The 14,751-nt window shown below is 41.9% G+C and carries 15 protein-coding genes; 8 read left to right on the top strand and 7 right to left on the bottom strand.

Annotated elements, in window-relative coordinates:
- Nucleotides 1–47: 47 nt before the first annotated feature.
- Together IQ276_RS15905 and IQ276_RS15900 are read right to left on the bottom strand one after the other, a co-directional pair.
- A complete protein-coding gene (locus tag IQ276_RS15905; RefSeq protein WP_193917066.1) occupies nucleotides 48–671 on the bottom strand; it encodes a Uma2 family endonuclease in 624 nt (207 codons plus the stop codon).
- 524 nt (nucleotides 672–1,195) lie between these two features.
- A complete protein-coding gene (locus IQ276_RS15900; RefSeq protein ID WP_193917070.1) occupies nucleotides 1,196–2,596 on the bottom strand; it encodes an ABC transporter substrate-binding protein in 1,401 nt (466 codons plus the stop codon).
- Nucleotides 2,597–2,852: 256 nt separating this feature from the next.
- Here IQ276_RS15900 and argB point away from each other — a divergent pair, with 256 nt between their 5' ends.
- A complete protein-coding gene (gene argB, locus IQ276_RS15895; protein ID WP_190875667.1) occupies nucleotides 2,853–3,749 on the top strand; it encodes an acetylglutamate kinase in 897 nt (298 codons plus the stop codon).
- A gap of 143 nt (nucleotides 3,750–3,892) precedes the next feature.
- Here the strand turns inward: argB and IQ276_RS15890 are convergent, their stop codons facing one another.
- A complete protein-coding gene (locus IQ276_RS15890; RefSeq protein WP_193924370.1) occupies nucleotides 3,893–4,300 on the bottom strand; it encodes a hypothetical protein in 408 nt (135 codons plus the stop codon).
- 168 nt (nucleotides 4,301–4,468) lie between these two features.
- On the opposite strand from IQ276_RS15890, the gene IQ276_RS15885 reads away from it, so the two are divergent.
- The 3 genes from IQ276_RS15885 to IQ276_RS15875 all read left to right on the top strand — a co-directional run bounded on the left by IQ276_RS15885 (nucleotide 4,469) and on the right by IQ276_RS15875 (nucleotide 7,274).
- A complete protein-coding gene (locus tag IQ276_RS15885; protein WP_190875670.1) occupies nucleotides 4,469–5,008 on the top strand; it encodes an outer membrane protein assembly factor BamD in 540 nt (179 codons plus the stop codon).
- A 411-nt stretch (nucleotides 5,009–5,419) separates the two neighbouring features.
- A complete protein-coding gene (locus IQ276_RS15880) occupies nucleotides 5,420–6,322 on the top strand; it encodes a DUF3153 domain-containing protein (protein WP_193924373.1) in 903 nt (300 codons plus the stop codon).
- A 328-nt stretch (nucleotides 6,323–6,650) separates the two neighbouring features.
- Nucleotides 6,651–7,274 carry an FMN-dependent NADH-azoreductase gene (locus IQ276_RS15875; RefSeq protein WP_193924375.1) on the top strand — a complete coding sequence of 208 codons (624 nt, stop codon included), beginning with the start codon at nucleotides 6,651–6,653 and terminating at the stop codon, nucleotides 7,272–7,274.
- Between the two features lie 99 nt (nucleotides 7,275–7,373).
- Here IQ276_RS15875 and pdxH read toward each other — a convergent pair whose 3' ends face one another.
- Nucleotides 7,374–8,018, bottom strand: a complete 645-nt coding sequence (gene pdxH, locus IQ276_RS15870; protein ID WP_235115704.1) for a pyridoxamine 5'-phosphate oxidase — start codon at nucleotides 8,016–8,018, stop codon at nucleotides 7,374–7,376.
- Between the two features lie 127 nt (nucleotides 8,019–8,145).
- On the opposite strand from pdxH, the gene IQ276_RS15865 reads away from it, so the two are divergent.
- From IQ276_RS15865 to IQ276_RS15850, 4 genes are all read left to right on the top strand, one after another.
- Entirely contained in the window at nucleotides 8,146–9,231 is a 1,086-nt protein-coding gene (locus IQ276_RS15865; RefSeq protein WP_193913015.1) for an AI-2E family transporter, read from the top strand.
- Between the two features lie 304 nt (nucleotides 9,232–9,535).
- Nucleotides 9,536–9,706 (top strand): rubredoxin, encoded by a 171-nt coding sequence (gene rd, locus IQ276_RS15860; RefSeq protein WP_193913017.1) that lies wholly within the window; start codon nucleotides 9,536–9,538, stop codon nucleotides 9,704–9,706.
- A gap of 152 nt (nucleotides 9,707–9,858) precedes the next feature.
- Entirely contained in the window at nucleotides 9,859–11,085 is a 1,227-nt protein-coding gene (locus IQ276_RS15855) for an RNA-guided endonuclease InsQ/TnpB family protein (protein ID WP_193913019.1), read from the top strand.
- 75 nt (nucleotides 11,086–11,160) lie between these two features.
- Nucleotides 11,161–12,444 carry a BaiN/RdsA family NAD(P)/FAD-dependent oxidoreductase gene (locus IQ276_RS15850; RefSeq protein WP_193913048.1) on the top strand — a complete coding sequence of 428 codons (1,284 nt, stop codon included), beginning with the start codon at nucleotides 11,161–11,163 and terminating at the stop codon, nucleotides 12,442–12,444.
- Between the two features lie 391 nt (nucleotides 12,445–12,835).
- On the opposite strand, the gene rpsU is transcribed toward IQ276_RS15850, so the two are convergent.
- From rpsU to IQ276_RS15835, 3 genes are all read right to left on the bottom strand, one after another.
- The gene (rpsU, locus tag IQ276_RS15845) at nucleotides 12,836–13,030 is read right to left on the bottom strand and encodes a 30S ribosomal protein S21 (RefSeq protein WP_073645277.1); all 195 of its coding nucleotides are present in this window, start codon (nucleotides 13,028–13,030) and stop codon (nucleotides 12,836–12,838) included.
- Nucleotides 13,031–13,153: 123 nt separating this feature from the next.
- Nucleotides 13,154–13,462 (bottom strand): RNA-binding regulator, encoded by a 309-nt coding sequence (gene rbp / locus IQ276_RS15840; RefSeq protein ID WP_073645278.1) that lies wholly within the window; start codon nucleotides 13,460–13,462, stop codon nucleotides 13,154–13,156.
- A 397-nt stretch (nucleotides 13,463–13,859) separates the two neighbouring features.
- Nucleotides 13,860–14,720, bottom strand: coding sequence for a 3'(2'),5'-bisphosphate nucleotidase CysQ family protein (locus IQ276_RS15835; protein ID WP_193913021.1), 861 nt, complete (start codon nucleotides 14,718–14,720; stop codon nucleotides 13,860–13,862).
- Nucleotides 14,721–14,751 lie beyond the last annotated feature (31 nt).

The following is a 14,751-nucleotide window of genomic DNA, read 5'->3' as shown; positions in this document are numbered from 1 at the left end:
GGCGATAAGGGTTAGAGAGCGATTGCTGTAAACGGTTACAACGCCAGTTAATATCTCGCTGAAAAAATTTGCTCTACAGTCAGATTTAAATCTGGAAATGTTGGCGACTCTATACGGTCGTCTCCTCTAAACTGTTTACCACGATATTCACCCTCATCACTTAAAGAGTAAATTGTGATTGTTGGCTGTTTGGGGTCGCCTATTAACTCTTTGCTACCCAAAGCTGCATAATCCACAATCCAATATTCTTGGATACCCATTTCTTCATAATCAGCAAACTTTTTATGATAATCATCTCTCCAGTTAGTACTGACCACTTCAATCACCAATGGAATTGAATCTGGTTTACTAAGGATTGATTGTTTTTCCCATAGTGGTTCATTACCCAAGTTAGAAAAATTCATTAATAAAACATCTGGATAGTACCCACACATTTTATTTTCTGGTTTCACTGTAGTGGTTTTAGGTATACCGTAATAAAGTTTAAGGCGAAGGCATTCATACCCTAAAATTATTGTTAAAAAAGCTACGATTTGCTCGTGTTTTCCAGATGGCGGTGGCATTTGAATAACATCTCCATCGTGTAATTCATAACGGATATTTTCTGATTGTGTTTCCAAAAACTCTAAAAATTCATCAAATGTAAATAGTTTTTGTAGAGATTGTGTCATGATTTTTACTTTTTTTTAGATTAAAGTTTATAGCTAAAACACGGTTAACATCACTGGTTAACTCCTGTACAGTAGCATTTGTTTCTCTTATTGCTTCCTGTGTTTGTCGTATCTTTTCATAGTCTTGATGCCTTCAATCATATTCCATCGACACCACGCTACTTTTACTAAAATTTAGGTGGGTTTATGTTATCATTATCGTTAATCAAAAGCTAGAATTTCAATTAATAGTAATTTTAGCTCAATCGTTGTATCTAGAATATTGCGATCGCCGTTAAGCTACTTGATTAACATATGCACTTGATTGCATAGAAATCATCACAAGCTGGGAAAGAAAAGCTACCCAAAAGATATTAGAAACAGTAGCACTTAATTCGCTACGTGAGGGTTTATCTGTGGAAACAGTAGCGCGAATTACAGGGTTAACAATAGAACGAGTGCAATAATTACAAGTCCAATTACAGGGTACAAATGAATAAGGAATCAATACTCCGTTGCAGATTAAATTCTAAAACACACCTAAGCTAGAAAGGAACAAAATCATACCCAGTAAAAGATTTGCTACTCGGTTGCACTTTCACTAAAATTGCTGTGCCATTGCGATCGCCTGATGGTAGAAATGTGATTTTACCTGTGGCACCAGAGACTGAAAAACTTGGACTATGCAACGCCTTTTGCAAATCATCGCGGTTTTTGCTTTGCTGCAAACCTTTAGCGATCGCCATAGTTGCATCATAAGCCGTAGCCGTTCGCCAATTAACAGTTCCACCCCAAAGTTTGACAGCATTCTGAGGAAAAGCATTACCTGGAATTGCATTAGGATGCCAAGTTACAGACAATACCATACCATTTACATCAGCTTTTCCTACCTGTAAAGTTTGAAATGTATAAAGTGTGGGACTGGCAAACAGTGTCAATTTTCCTTGATTTGCAGCTGCTAGTTCCAAGGCTTTGTTAATTCTATCTACGTGGGGTGCTAACACCAAACTATCCGCACCACTACTAATAAATTGAGAAATAATTGCATTGGGATTAAAGTCAGCAGCAAAAAGATCGCAATTTGTGAGATTTACTTTGCCACCTGCGGCTAATATGCCTTTAACAAGCTCATCTTTAAACGACTGATTATCAATCGCTTTGGAATCAGCACAAATGCCAATATTACTTTTGCGAGCAGTTTTGATGATGTGAGTAGAAAGACTCTCAGCAACAGAGTTAATACTGGGAATAGTGCGGAATATATAGCTGCCAATGCCAGAGAGATTTTGGGCGAAACTGGTGGGAGAAATCATAACTAAACCTCCCTGTTGATACACTGGGGCAGCGGCAATTGAAGCGTTACTAGCGTTATGTCCGACTACAGCCAGAATGGTGGGATCTTGAACAAATTGCGTCGCCAACTGTTGAGCTAAACTGGGATCGTTGTCATCGCTGGCGATCGCTACCTGCAAAAGCTTACCATTAATGCCCCCAGTGCGATTGAGCTGATCTTGAGCTTGAGCCACACCCCGCAAAATCTCTTTTGCGACATCTAGATTGCCACCAATCGGCACACTAACTGCGATTTTGAGATATTTACTATTGTTTCCTTGGGAGTTATTTAAATAAATTAACGTCTCTGGATCGTTGCGGTCTTTGAGCAGGGATGCTTTAAAATTATTGGCAGCACTGGTAAAGTCGCCCTTGGCAAAAGCTTGCACTCCTGCTTCTTTATCAGGATTAGTATTAGCAGTAACTAAAATTTTTTCACCTAAACTAATTCGCCCTGATGTTGAACCTGTAGTTCCTTGACTTTTATTATCTGGCGCTACAGAGATTATATTTTTTCCAAAGAATTGATTCCACAACCAAAAGCCCAAGCCCAGTAAAAAGGTGGTGGACAGCAAAGACAAAATTAGAAGCTTAGTTTCCTTCTGGGAATTCATAGGTTAGGTAAAAACAGGGAGTGGGGAGTGGGGAGTGGGGAGATGGGGAGATGAGGGAGCAGGGGAGGCAGGGGAGGCAGGGGAGGCAGGGGGAGAAATAATCAATGCTCCATACCCAATGCCCAATGCCCAATGCCCCATGCCTCTCTACCCCATGCCCCATGCCCAATGCCCGATACCCCTTGCCTTATTGTTACAGGTTCCAAATTCTTCTACACTGACTGGAATAGGTTTTAACTCTTAACGGCGGCTCCTCATGACGGTCAACGATTCTGAATACATCAGGCAAGCTGAAGCCACTCGTGTGCGTGTACTAAGCGAAGCACTACCTTATATTCAACAATTCGCCGGTCGCACTGTTGTTGTCAAATATGGTGGCGCAGCGATGAAAGACAGCGCACTCAAAGACAAAGTTATCCGCGACATTGTATTCTTATCCTGCGTGGGCTTGCGTCCAATTGTAGTACACGGTGGTGGCCCAGAAATTAACAGTTGGTTAGATAAGCTGGGCATAGAACCACAATTTAAGAATGGTCTGCGAGTCACTGATGCCCCCACAATGGATGTGGTAGAAATGGTTTTAGTTGGTCGAGTTAACAAAGAAATTGTGGCGTTAATTAACCAAGCTGGTGGATTGGCTGTAGGACTTTGCGGTAAAGACGGTAATCTATTTACAGCCCGTCCCCAAGGTCAAGAAGACATTGGTTTTGTGGGGGAAGTCAGCAATGTGAATATCAAGATTTTGGACACCCTGGCTAGCAATGGCTATATTCCGGTAGTGTCCAGCGTCGCCGCAGACGAAACAGGGCAAGCTTATAACATTAACGCCGATACTGTAGCTGGAGAAATCGCTGCTGCATTAGGAGCAGAAAAGTTAATTTTACTCACTGACACCAGTGGAATTTTAAAAGATTACAAAGACCAGTCAACTTTAATTCCTAAAGTAGATATTCGTGAGGCTCGTGAACTGATTGCTGGTGGTATAGTCAGCGGTGGAATGATTCCCAAAGTTAATTGTTGCGTGCGATCGCTTGCTCAAGGAGTACGTGCAGCACACATCATCGACGGCCGCATTCCCCACGCCCTACTACTAGAAATCTTTACCGACGTTGGGATTGGGACAATGATTCTCGGTTCGCAGTTTACATCTTAGGAGTGCTTTGCTTATGGGGCATGGGGAATGGGGCATGGGGCATGGGGCATGGGGCATTGATTATTTCTCCCCCTGCCTCCCCTGCTCCCTCATCCCCCTCATCTCCCCCATCTCCCCCATCTCCCCATTCCCCACTCCCCACTCTACCGAGGATAGGTAATAATAACCCGCGATCGCCCGCCGCTAAATGGTGTACGACGCCATGAGTTATTGATAATCACCGGATTAACTAGTGTTGAGTCCCGAATTGTGGGATTAATCAAAGTTGGATTAATCAAGGTGGAATTTCTCACGTTTTGCCTGATCCCAGGATAGGAATAATTGTAGTAATCGGTACGTCGTGGAATCAATCCCGTTGCTGGATCTACAGGCATGGGCGTGGGAATCGGACTACCGTAGATGAAGGAACCAACAGTAGGCGATTGCCTAAATCCAGAGCCACCATCAATTATAATTATTTGGGCGGATGCTGGGGCGATCGCAGCGCTCATTACTGCTAGAGATATACTTGCTCCTAGCCAATACAATTCTGAATGCTTGATTTTGGGCATATTTTGATACTTGTATTTGATACCAGACTTTTTCACCAGAAAATAGCCACAGCTACTTAGTTAAAATTTTAGAAGTTTATCTAGTGTCAGGTTGTCAGCTTCTAAAAAGATTTTAAAAAGATTGCTGGCATTGGCAAAATAAAAATAGTGGTAATTTGTGAGCAGAACGTGAGTGCAGAAAGTATAGAAATTGCTAAAACCCGCTACCAGACTGGAAAAGTTGCCTTTGAAAATGGGCAATACCGCCAAGCCGTAGAAAATTTAGAAAAGGCCAGCGCCCTGTTAGCTCGGAATTCTCGTCTTGGAGGTGAAGTAGAAATTTGTCTGGTGACTGCTTATGAAGCGGCTGGACGCAGCGATGATGCGATCGCTCTTTGCGAAAGACTCAAACGGCATCCCCATTTGGAAACTAGCAAACAAGCGCGGCGGATGCTTTACATCTTAAAAGCTCCAAAGCTCAAAAGACCCAGCGAGTGGATGACTCAAATCCCCGATTTGGGCGCACTACCCGATAACGAACTCAAAATTACTGTAGCTGCTAAGTCTCCTAAATCTTCTGTTCAGCAGAAGCCTAAACCGACTGAGCGAGAATTCGTTGACCTCAGTCAAGTCAATACCAAAGATAATCGCTTTATCTGGGTGGCGTTAATTGCAATTGGTTTAACTATTTTGTATTTGGTTTGGTTAAGTGTTTCAGGTTTAAATTAATTGAAATTTTGTTAATTTTTATCCAGAGGATTGAAACATAAATTAAAAAATATAATTATACCAATGGATGAAATATAAATTCAGCAAAGGTATTAGATTTGACTTTATTGGCTAATTTTTGAAAGTCTTATTTAATAGCCTAAAGGCTGTCAGTGCGTAATTGACTTGACTTTAGACTCTTAAAGTGTCACACTCTGATGATTTTTAAATGTTCGTAGGGCTTCTCTTTACAGTCTGCATACAATTAGGAAAGCTTTTGAGCAGATGATCTCACAGAGTTTATCTGCACTGGCTCGACTTTTGTCTCCGACACGCTGCGCGTAGCTTGCTTGTCCGTAGGAGTACGCAAAATCTAAAATTGCCACGGTCAAGATTGGTTAAAAAGTTTGACTTTTGGGGAGATTGATAGCTATGTATTCTTCAACTTTAGGACAAATTTTCTTGTGGTTAATCAGACCATTGAGGTTTGTATTCGCAAAGATGAGATTTGCTTCGCCACAAATTGGTCGAAATCGAACCAACCGGTTTTTTCCAATCCAAAATCCTATTTTGTGGCTTGTGTTGTTAACATCTCTGCTACTGTCTGGTTGTGTTAAGTATGATGTGGAAGTTAACTTTAATAACTCAAATAGTGGTGAATTAGTACAACATATTAAGTTAGGAGAGCAGCTAACGAGTTTTAGTGGCGATTATGTATATGAATGGTTAAATAGCATAGAGCGCCGTGCCCGGAAACTTGACGGTAAAGCCGAGCGAATTTCTCAAGAAGAAGTCATTGTGACAATTCCTTTTAGTAGTGGTAGGGAATTGCAAGAAAAGTTCAACGATTTTTTTAACTCGCGTGCTAATCAAGCTTCTGAATCTGTGGAAAGTGAATCTGGCTCAGAACTACCTAAAATTGAATCAAACGTAATTTTGGAGCAGAACAATTTTTTACTGTTAGTACAAAATCGCTTGATTTATGATTTGGATTTGCGATCGCTGTCTCTAATTTCCAACAAAGGAAACGTCCTAGCTAACGCTGGTTCAATTCTGGATTTGGAATTCGGCTTAAAGACTCCTTGGGGGGCTAAAAATATTGCCCAAACTGAAACTGCCATCGAGCCAGAAAAAAATGGCAATCAACTGTTGTGGAAACTCCAAACTGGTGAGCTAAATCATATAGAAGCTGTTTTCTGGCTTCCTAGTCCCCTTGGTATCGGTGGATTTTTAATTATCTTGTTTGTTTGGGGAGGATTGTATTTAAGATACAATTTTCTGCCAGATCCCAGGATTCAGTTTTCTGCCAAAGCACCAGCAATTCAAGGACAGTAGACTATTCATCTGTCCAATATTATCAGTTTAGCCGATGCATTTTCCATCGGCTTTTTTACTGTTAATAATTCTCTAGAAAAAGAATATACATTGTCCAGAACACAGATTTAATCTGATTTATGTAGGGAGTAGAGACCCGTTTAATCGCGTCTGAGTAGAGAATCAGCCTTTTCGAGTTGGCGATTTTTTTCACGCAATCAAATACGAGTCCGATAGTTACTTTTTGGAAACTACTTTACTTAAGTAAGTACTTACTTTTACTATCTGATGTAATGCTTGGAAATTTAGACTCAAAAGCAGTAAATTCCAGCTAACAAGGAGACATTTGGTGGCAAATATCTTACATATTGATTCCAGCCCCCGTGGTGAAAGATCGCATTCCAGAGAACTATCTAAGGAATTCATCAGTGCTTGGAAAGCAGCGCATCCTGAAGATGCGATCGCCTATCGAGATTTAGGGCGTCACCCGGTTCCTCACGTTGATGAAGCTTGGATTGCAGCTGCGTTTTCACCACCAGAAACTCACACTCCAGAATTAGCCCAAGCGATCCGGATTTCAGACGAGTTAATTGATGAACTTTTAGCTGCCGATCGCTACGTTTTTGGCGTACCAATGTATAACCTCAATGTACCTTCTACTTTTAAGGCTTACATCGACCAAATCGTTCGTGTTCACCGGACTTTTGCCATAGATGCTCAAGGCGGTTATAAAGGCTTAGTCGAGGGTAAAAAAGCAGTTATCATCACCGCTCGTGGCGGTGACTTTAGCGCCACATCCCCTTTCGCCGCCTATGACTTCCAAGAACCATACCTGCGGGCAATTTTCGGCATGATTGGGCTTACAGACATTGAATTTATTAACGTTAATAGCCTGAATGACGGCGATACCAGTCGTACCCAATCTTTAGCAGAAGCACAAGCAGCAATTCAAGATTTGATCGATCGCTGGTAAGAGGGACTGGGGATTAGGGAAGAAGGACTAGGAAATTTCCTAATACCCAGTCCCCAGTCCCCAGTCCCCAGTCCCCAGTCCCCAGTCCCCAGTCCCTTTTTATGGTGATAACCGCTGAATTTTCCAAATGCCATTATCTAAATGGCTATAGAGTAAGCGATCGTGCAGACGACTAGAGCGCCCTTGCCAAAATTCAATTTCTGTGGGGATCACTCGTAAGCCTCCCCAATGAGGTGGTCGGGGGATCTCTTGATTTTCATATTGGCTGTTAAACTCTTGCAAGCGTCGCTCAAGAACTTCTCGGCTTTCTATGACTTCGCTTTGATTAGATACCCACGCACCCAGGCGACTGTTGGCAGGGCGGCTGTGAAAATACTGGTTGGACTCAGTTTCGGAAACTTTCTCTACATAGCCACAAATCCGTACTTGACGTTCCAGTTCTGCCCACCAGAAAACTAAAGCCGCTTGGGGATTTTCTGCCAGTTCTTGTCCTTTGTGACTGTTATAGTTGGTGAAGAAGGTAAAGCCCCGTTCATCAAAATCTTTAAGCAGTACCATTCTAGCTGAGGGCTTACCATCTGGTGTAGCGGTAGCAATGGTCATGGCATTGGGTTCGGGAAGTTGGGCTGCTAGTGCCTGATCGAACCACTTTTTAAATTGAATAAAAGGATTGAGGTCAACTTCGAGTTCGCTTAAACCTTCTAAGGTGTAGTCTTTGCGGAGGTCAGCTATGGTTTTGTCCATTGTAATTTGCTTCCTAGCTATCAGATAGGACAATACATTTCTTTGTTAAAAATATCTACGATCGCCATCAGCGCCAACGCCAGTTTTACAATTTATCTCAACGAGTACTGAAAACAGATTGCATCAGATGCGCCGTTCTGCCTCCCTTAAACGCCTGTTAATCTATGGTCTGAGCGGCCCGCTGATCGCTCTCAATGTCTGGTTGCTATCCGTGCTTTTTCGTTATTTCCAGCATCCAATTAGCATTTTGAGCATTGCAGCAATTCTGGCTTTTTTACTCAATTACCCGGTTAAGTTCTTTGAACGCGCTCGGATTACTCGCACTCAGGCGGTGAGCGTTGTTTTGCTTGCCACTTTAACTATTTTGGTAATCCTGGGCGTGACGCTAGTACCAATGGTGATTGACCAAACAATCCAATTATTAAATAAGATTCCTGATTGGTTAACTGCCAGTCAAGCAAACCTAGAGCAGTTTGAGGCCATCGCCAAGCAACGACGTTTGCCAATTGATTTGAGGGTTGTGAGTAGTCAAATCAATGCCAACATTCAGAATCTAGTACAACAGCTAGCTTCTGGTGCAGTCGGATTTGCGGGAACGCTATTGTCAGGATTATTTGACGTAGTGTTAATAGTGGTGCTGGCTTTTTATATGCTTTTGTATGGCGATCGCGTCTGGTATGGTCTGGTGCATCTTTTGCCCTCTGATATCGGAGATCCCCTTACCGCATCCTTGCGGCTAAATTTCCAAAACTTCTTTCTGAGCCAGTTGTTATTGGGACTATTCATGGTAATAACCCTGACACCAATTTTCTTAATTATGAAGGTGCCTTTTGCTCTGTTATTTGCCATATTAATCGGGATCTCAGAACTTATTCCCTTTATTGGAGCATCTCTCGGCATCGGTCTAGTGACACTTTTGGTATTGTTGCAAAATTGGTGGTTAGCAGTTCAAGTTGCGCTGGTAGCAATTATTATGCAGCAGGTTAAAGATAATCTATTAGCTCCTAGATTACTTGGCAACTTTATCGGACTGAATCCCATCTGGATTTTTGTTGCTATTTTGATGGGGTATGAGATTGCTGGATTGTTAGGGACACTTGTTGCTGTTCCCATTGCTGGTACTATTAAAGGCACTTTTGATGCTATAAAAAGCGGCAACCCTGGTGAATTTGTATCAAGAGTTACTATTCATCATGAGCCGCCTCTTGATTAAATCAGATGAAATTAGACGACAATAGACCTAACTTGAAAAAGGGAGTAGGGAGTGGGGAATTGGGAGTAGGGGAAAAACCTTTTTGATGTTTGGTTGTGAGATTTTCCCGTGATTGACTGCCTTGAAAATAGGGAATATGTAGAGATGCGATTAATCGCATCTCTCCAGGGTGGAGAATAGGGAAAATAAATTTTCATAGTTTACCACCAAGGGCTGTTTAAGAATTGTGGCGTGCCTATTGTAACTTTCTCCCTAAGGTATTTAATACTGAAGCAATGCCAATAATTTACTAGGGGAATGAAAAATGCAAAAGTATATATGTACTGTTTGTGGTTATATCTACGATCCAGAAGAAGGTGATGAAGACGGCGGTATAGCAGCAGGAACAGCCTTTGAAAGCATTCCAGAGGATTGGGTGTGTCCGACTTGCGGTGCGGCAAAAGCAGACTTTGAACCTTATAAAAATACTCGTTGAAAACCCTTCGCCTTCTCCCAAGGGGAGACGCTGCGCGAACAGGTAAGGGATGAAAACGGTTAAAGGCGTTTACGCCTCAGTAACGCTTTCTATTTCTTGATGTATTTATGTCTTTTGTATTAACATAAAGACGTGGTTAATTGGTCGATGCCATGATTGTTTACGAGTTCAAAGTCAAGGGCAAAGAAAAGCAATATCGCGCTATTGATGAGGCAATACGTACTAGCCAATTCATCCAAAACAAGTGTTTACGCTACTGGATGGATAACAAGAATATGGGTAGATACGACCTCAATAAATATTGTGCTGTAGTAGCTAGTGAATTTCCTTTTGCTGATGAACTCAACTCAATGGCGAGACAATCTGCTGCTGAACGTTCTTGGTCTGCAATAGCTCGGTTTTACGACAACTGTAAGAAGAAGGTTAAAGGTAAGAAAGGTTTTCCTAAGTTCAAGAAAAATTGTCGTTCAGTTGAATATAAATCAACTGGATGGAAGCTTTCACTCCTCAGGAAGGCTATCACTTTCTCAGATAAAAAAGGTATTGGAACCCTAAAACTAAAGGGGACTTATGACCTTAACTACTTTTGCCTGAAGCAAATTAAACGTGTCCGTCTACTACGTCGTGCTGATGGGTATTATGCTCAATTTGCGATTGATGTTGATGTCAAGGTTGAGACTCATCCTACCTTACAAGTAGTTGGTATTGACTTGGGACTGAAATATTTCATTGCCGACAATAAAGGCAATATAGAACCATCACCCCAGTTTTACCGCAAATCAGAAAAGCATCTTATACGAGCTAATCGCAAAAAGTCTAAGAAGTTTAGTGCGGTTAAGAAGAAAGCTCGCGCAAGGCAATCTAACAATTACCACAAAGCTAGAAATCGATATGCCCGTAAGCATTTAAGAGTAAGTAGGCAACGGAAAGAGTATTGCAAGAGATTAGCATACTCCGTCATCCAATCTAACGATTTGGTAGCCTATGAAGATTTAAATGTTCAAGGGCTTGTTAGGAATCGACATCTAGCTAAATCCATTAGTGATGCTGGTTGGTACACTTTTCGCAGTTGGTTGGAATATTTCGGTCACAAATATAGGAAGGTGACTGTTGCAGTTCCTCCTCACAATACAAGCCAAAATTGTTCTAACTGTGGACAGAACGTGAAAAAGTCTTTGTCTACTAGGACTCATGTTTGCCCTCATTGCGGATATACCGAAGATAGAGATATCAACGCAGCAATCAATATTTTGAGATTAGGACTCAGTACGGTAGGGCATACCGGAACTTACGCTGGGGGAGATTTGCCCTCTTGGGCGGTTGGGGCAACCCTGCCCTCTTACGGTGAGTCATTGAACCTAGAATCCCCGTCTCTTTAGAGCGGGGAGTGTCAAGAAGGGTGAAGATAACAGTTAGTCTAGAAAGTAGATACCCGAAAAGAGATATTTTTGAAATTGCTATCGTTACAAATTGTAGTTATTGGGGGTGGGGCAGCGGGGTTTTTTGGCGCGATCGCTTGTGCTAAAGTCAACCCTGATGCCCAAGTTACTTTAATCGAAGCTAGTCGCCAACCCCTAGCGAAAGTGTTAATTTCTGGTGGTGGACGCTGTAACGTCACTCACGCTTGCTTCGATCCTGGGGAATTAGTGCAGAATTACCCTAGAGGCGCAAAAGCCTTGCGGGGTGCTTTTACTCGATTTCAAGCTCAAGATACAGTAGCTTGGTTTGCTGCTCACGGAGTTCATTTAAAAACTGAAGCTGATGGTCGGATGTTCCCTGTTACCAACACTTCAGAAACCATTGTAGAGTGTTTGATTAAAGCAGCGGCGACATCTGGGGTCAAACTTCGCATCGGTACGCCTGTAAGTTCAGTGAAAAGGACTTCCAAAGACCAGGGGTTTGATATCCTGTTGAAGTCGGGAGAGACAATAAAATGCGATCGCCTACTTCTTGCTACCGGCAGTGGCTTGATAGGTTATAAAATTGCTAGGGAGTTAGGACATAAAATCGAATCACCTGTTCCCTCTTTATTTACCTTTAACATTCTCGATCAAAACCTGAGGGAGTTGGCTGGAGTTAGTGTTAACTCTGTACAATTGCGATTATCTGTAGGCGGAAAATCCCCATTACAACAAACTGGGCCATTACTGATTACTCATTGGGGTTTGAGTGGCCCTGCGGTTTTAAAGCTTTCTGCTTGGGGTGCAAGAGTTCTGCACGAAAGCCGCTATCAAGCCACATTATTAATTAATTGGCTGCCTGATTTCCAACCAGAACAAGTACGACAACAAATTTTAGCAGTCAAGAATCAATGGGGAAAGAAAGCGATCGCATTACATCGTGGTGTTGACCTACCCCATCGTCTCTGGCAATATATCATTGCCCGTGCAGATATTACCACAGAAGACCGTTGGGCAGAAATATCTAACAAAACGTTAAATCTGTTGGTGCAAGAACTCACTCAGGGGGAATATCTAATCAGTGGCAAAGGAGTTTTTAAAGAAGAATTTGTGACTTGCGGCGGAGTTAATCTCAAAGAAGTTAACTTCAAAACAATGGAAAGTAAGTTAGTTCCAGGTCTTTACTTTGCTGGAGAAATTTTAGATATTGATGGTGTGACTGGCGGTTTTAACTTCCAAAGTGCTTGGACAACTGCGTATTTAGCTGGTAACGCGATGGGAACTAATACAGCAGAATTCAGAAGTCAAACAGCCTTTAGTCATAGCTTTGAAAGTTAAAATCTGTACCAATACTGCATAGGTTTTGGAATTTCTTGGTTGAGGCAAGCTGTTCAATAGCCGGGGGAGAAATGGAGGCTGGCGTTGAGTTTTGCCTCCCCTGCTTCCCCTGCCTCCCCTGCTTATCCGAGCAGTATTGGGATGGGATCTGTACTTCACCAAGTTGAAATCCCTACCCCTAAATAACATAGGGGTAAAGCGCATTGCTAAACCCCTACTCTCTACTACCTATTTTTAAGTCAGATGTTCATACCAACAATCACACAACGAGGGCATGAAAATATTTCTTTCCCAGTCACCAGTCCCCAGTCACTATTTTCAAGCTGGGTATCGCCACGATGAACAGATGCTGGCTAAATATCAAATCTGAAGGCAAAATTGCTCTTAATTCTTATCTAAAACGAGAATTTTGTTTACGACGTTGCTTGTGCCTAGCAATTGCTTTACGCTTCTCTTTTTCTATCGGCGTCTCGAAGTGACGTTTTTTTCTCATATCTTGGAAAATTCCTGCTTTAGAAACTTCCCGCTTAAATCTCCGCAGGGCTGATTCAATACCTTCATTCTCCCCTAAAACTACTTGTGTCATTCTCATTCCTCCTAAAATATGGATGAATAATTCAAAACTAGATACAAAATAAAATATTCCAGCAGTTCGAGCCTTTGGCTTTATCTGCTGGAGACTCTAGATGTGAAATTTTTAGGAATCGATTTAGTAGTTCCTGTTACGCCGGGCATTACCGCCACCCCAGCTACCACGAGGTGAATTGCTTCTTTCCTCACGGGGTTTGGCTTTGTTTACTCTCAAATCACGTCCCATCCATTCAGCGCCATCTAGTGCATCAATCGCAGCTTGTTCTTCTGCATCTGTTTGCATCTCCACAAAAGCGAACCCACGCGGCTTACCTGTTTCTCTATCTGTAGGTAATTGAACACGGGCTACTGTTCCATATTCTGCAAAAGCCCGCCTGAGGTCGTCTTCCGTAACCTGATACGACAGGTTACCAACGTAAATTGACATAAGAATCTCCGAATTTAGGGAGTGTAGAGAGTTAAATTCGGAGAGACGCTTTTTAGAAATCAAAAGGAGTTACTCAACCGAATATAATCCTTATATGCATAAGTGTAACACAGCCTTTGAATATGGACTCACGCTGAATTTTATTTCCAAATAAAAAATTCAGGGCAGGCTTGCAACCCTTACAACTACACTTTTTTGTTGCTTTTACTATGACAATTTCAATTGAAAAAGCAAATCGGTATCAACTAGCGATCGCTCAGATAAGTTACTGTTTTGGAAATTCAGATATTTACTAAGCGTTAACGATTTCTATTCTGCTAGTGGCTTTAACTATACCATAAATGACTATCTTGAAAGCGAATCTGAAAATATTTATTTCCAAATGCCCCAAGTAGTTTTAGCTATCCGTGAACTGAGCTAAAATCCTTTCTGCTTCCTTACACAGTACCTCGTGATATTCACCGTTACTAGCCAGCAAACCTCCCCACTGATTGATATCACCAGTGTTGTATTCCAAGGGTGTGCCATCGAAGTGAGTAAACTGACCACCAGCTTCTGTTAAAATCAGTTCTGGGGCTGCGATATCCCAGTCTTTGGGAGCAGATTTGCCAGAAAGAGAAATGTAAATCTGCGCTTGTTGTTCCACAATGGTGGCGATTTTACACCCAACACTGCCAACAGCTTTTTGATTTTGACAGGGTAAGTTTTGAAGTAAATAATCTAACTGCGGGTTACGGTGAGAACGACTCACGACTAAGGTTAAATCCTCAACTCGTTTTCCTGACGACACTTGTATGGGAACAGATCCATGACGGGTTTCTACAAAAGTGCCTCCGCCTTTTGTAGCATAATATAATTTTTGCGCTTCTGGGACTGCCACCACTGCTAACACTGGGCGTGTTTCTTTGACTAAAGCAATGTGAATGGCATATTCTCCAGTTTTTTCGATAAAGTCCCGCGTGCCATCCAAAGGATCAATAATCCACACCCAAGGAGTGGAGGGTTGTGGAGACTTATTTATAAATTGATAGGTTTCTTCGCTGATGTAAATAAAATCTTCATTACCCAAACTCGCTTGTAGCTTTTCTAGAATATATTGACTGACAGCTACATCGGCAACGGTAACAGGCTCATTTTGTTTATATTCTACTGCTAAATTAGGATCTTTAGCGGTGCCGTGATAATACGATCGCAGTATATCAGCTGCTTCCCAACCTATCTGACGAGCGATCACTAAAATTTCTTGTAAGTCTTTCATTAATTTAGCCCGATCTAACTTCAAAATATAT

Origin of the sequence: Desmonostoc muscorum LEGE 12446 (genome assembly GCF_015207005.2) — a bacterium.
Classification (GTDB): domain Bacteria; phylum Cyanobacteriota; class Cyanobacteriia; order Cyanobacteriales; family Nostocaceae; genus Nostoc; species Nostoc muscorum.
The sequence above is the reverse complement of the archived record's forward strand: the minus strand, read 5'-3'. Positions and strand labels throughout refer to the sequence as shown.

Bases quoted from the DNA above. Each gene is read 5' to 3' on its own strand.
- IQ276_RS15855 (WP_193913019.1), top strand. From the start codon at position 9,859: ATGATTGTTTACGAGTTCAAAGTCAAGGGCAAAGAAAAGCAATATCGC.
- IQ276_RS15900 (WP_193917070.1), bottom strand. From the start codon at position 2,596: ATGAATTCCCAGAAGGAAACTAAGCTTCTAATTTTGTCTTTGCTGTCC.
- rpsU (WP_073645277.1), bottom strand. From the start codon at position 13,030: ATGACACAAGTAGTTTTAGGGGAGAATGAAGGTATTGAATCAGCCCTG.
- IQ276_RS15905 (WP_193917066.1), bottom strand. From the start codon at position 671: ATGACACAATCTCTACAAAAACTATTTACATTTGATGAATTTTTAGAG.
- IQ276_RS15835 (WP_193913021.1), bottom strand. From the start codon at position 14,720: ATGAAAGACTTACAAGAAATTTTAGTGATCGCTCGTCAGATAGGTTGG.
- rd (WP_193913017.1), top strand. From the start codon at position 9,536: ATGCAAAAGTATATATGTACTGTTTGTGGTTATATCTACGATCCAGAA.
- argB (WP_190875667.1), top strand. From the start codon at position 2,853: ATGACGGTCAACGATTCTGAATACATCAGGCAAGCTGAAGCCACTCGT.
- pdxH (WP_235115704.1), bottom strand. From the start codon at position 8,018: ATGGACAAAACCATAGCTGACCTCCGCAAAGACTACACCTTAGAAGGT.
- IQ276_RS15890 (WP_193924370.1), bottom strand. From the start codon at position 4,300: ATGCCCAAAATCAAGCATTCAGAATTGTATTGGCTAGGAGCAAGTATA.
- IQ276_RS15865 (WP_193913015.1), top strand. From the start codon at position 8,146: ATGCGCCGTTCTGCCTCCCTTAAACGCCTGTTAATCTATGGTCTGAGC.
- rbp (WP_073645278.1), bottom strand. From the start codon at position 13,462: ATGTCAATTTACGTTGGTAACCTGTCGTATCAGGTTACGGAAGACGAC.
- IQ276_RS15880 (WP_193924373.1), top strand. From the start codon at position 5,420: ATGTATTCTTCAACTTTAGGACAAATTTTCTTGTGGTTAATCAGACCA.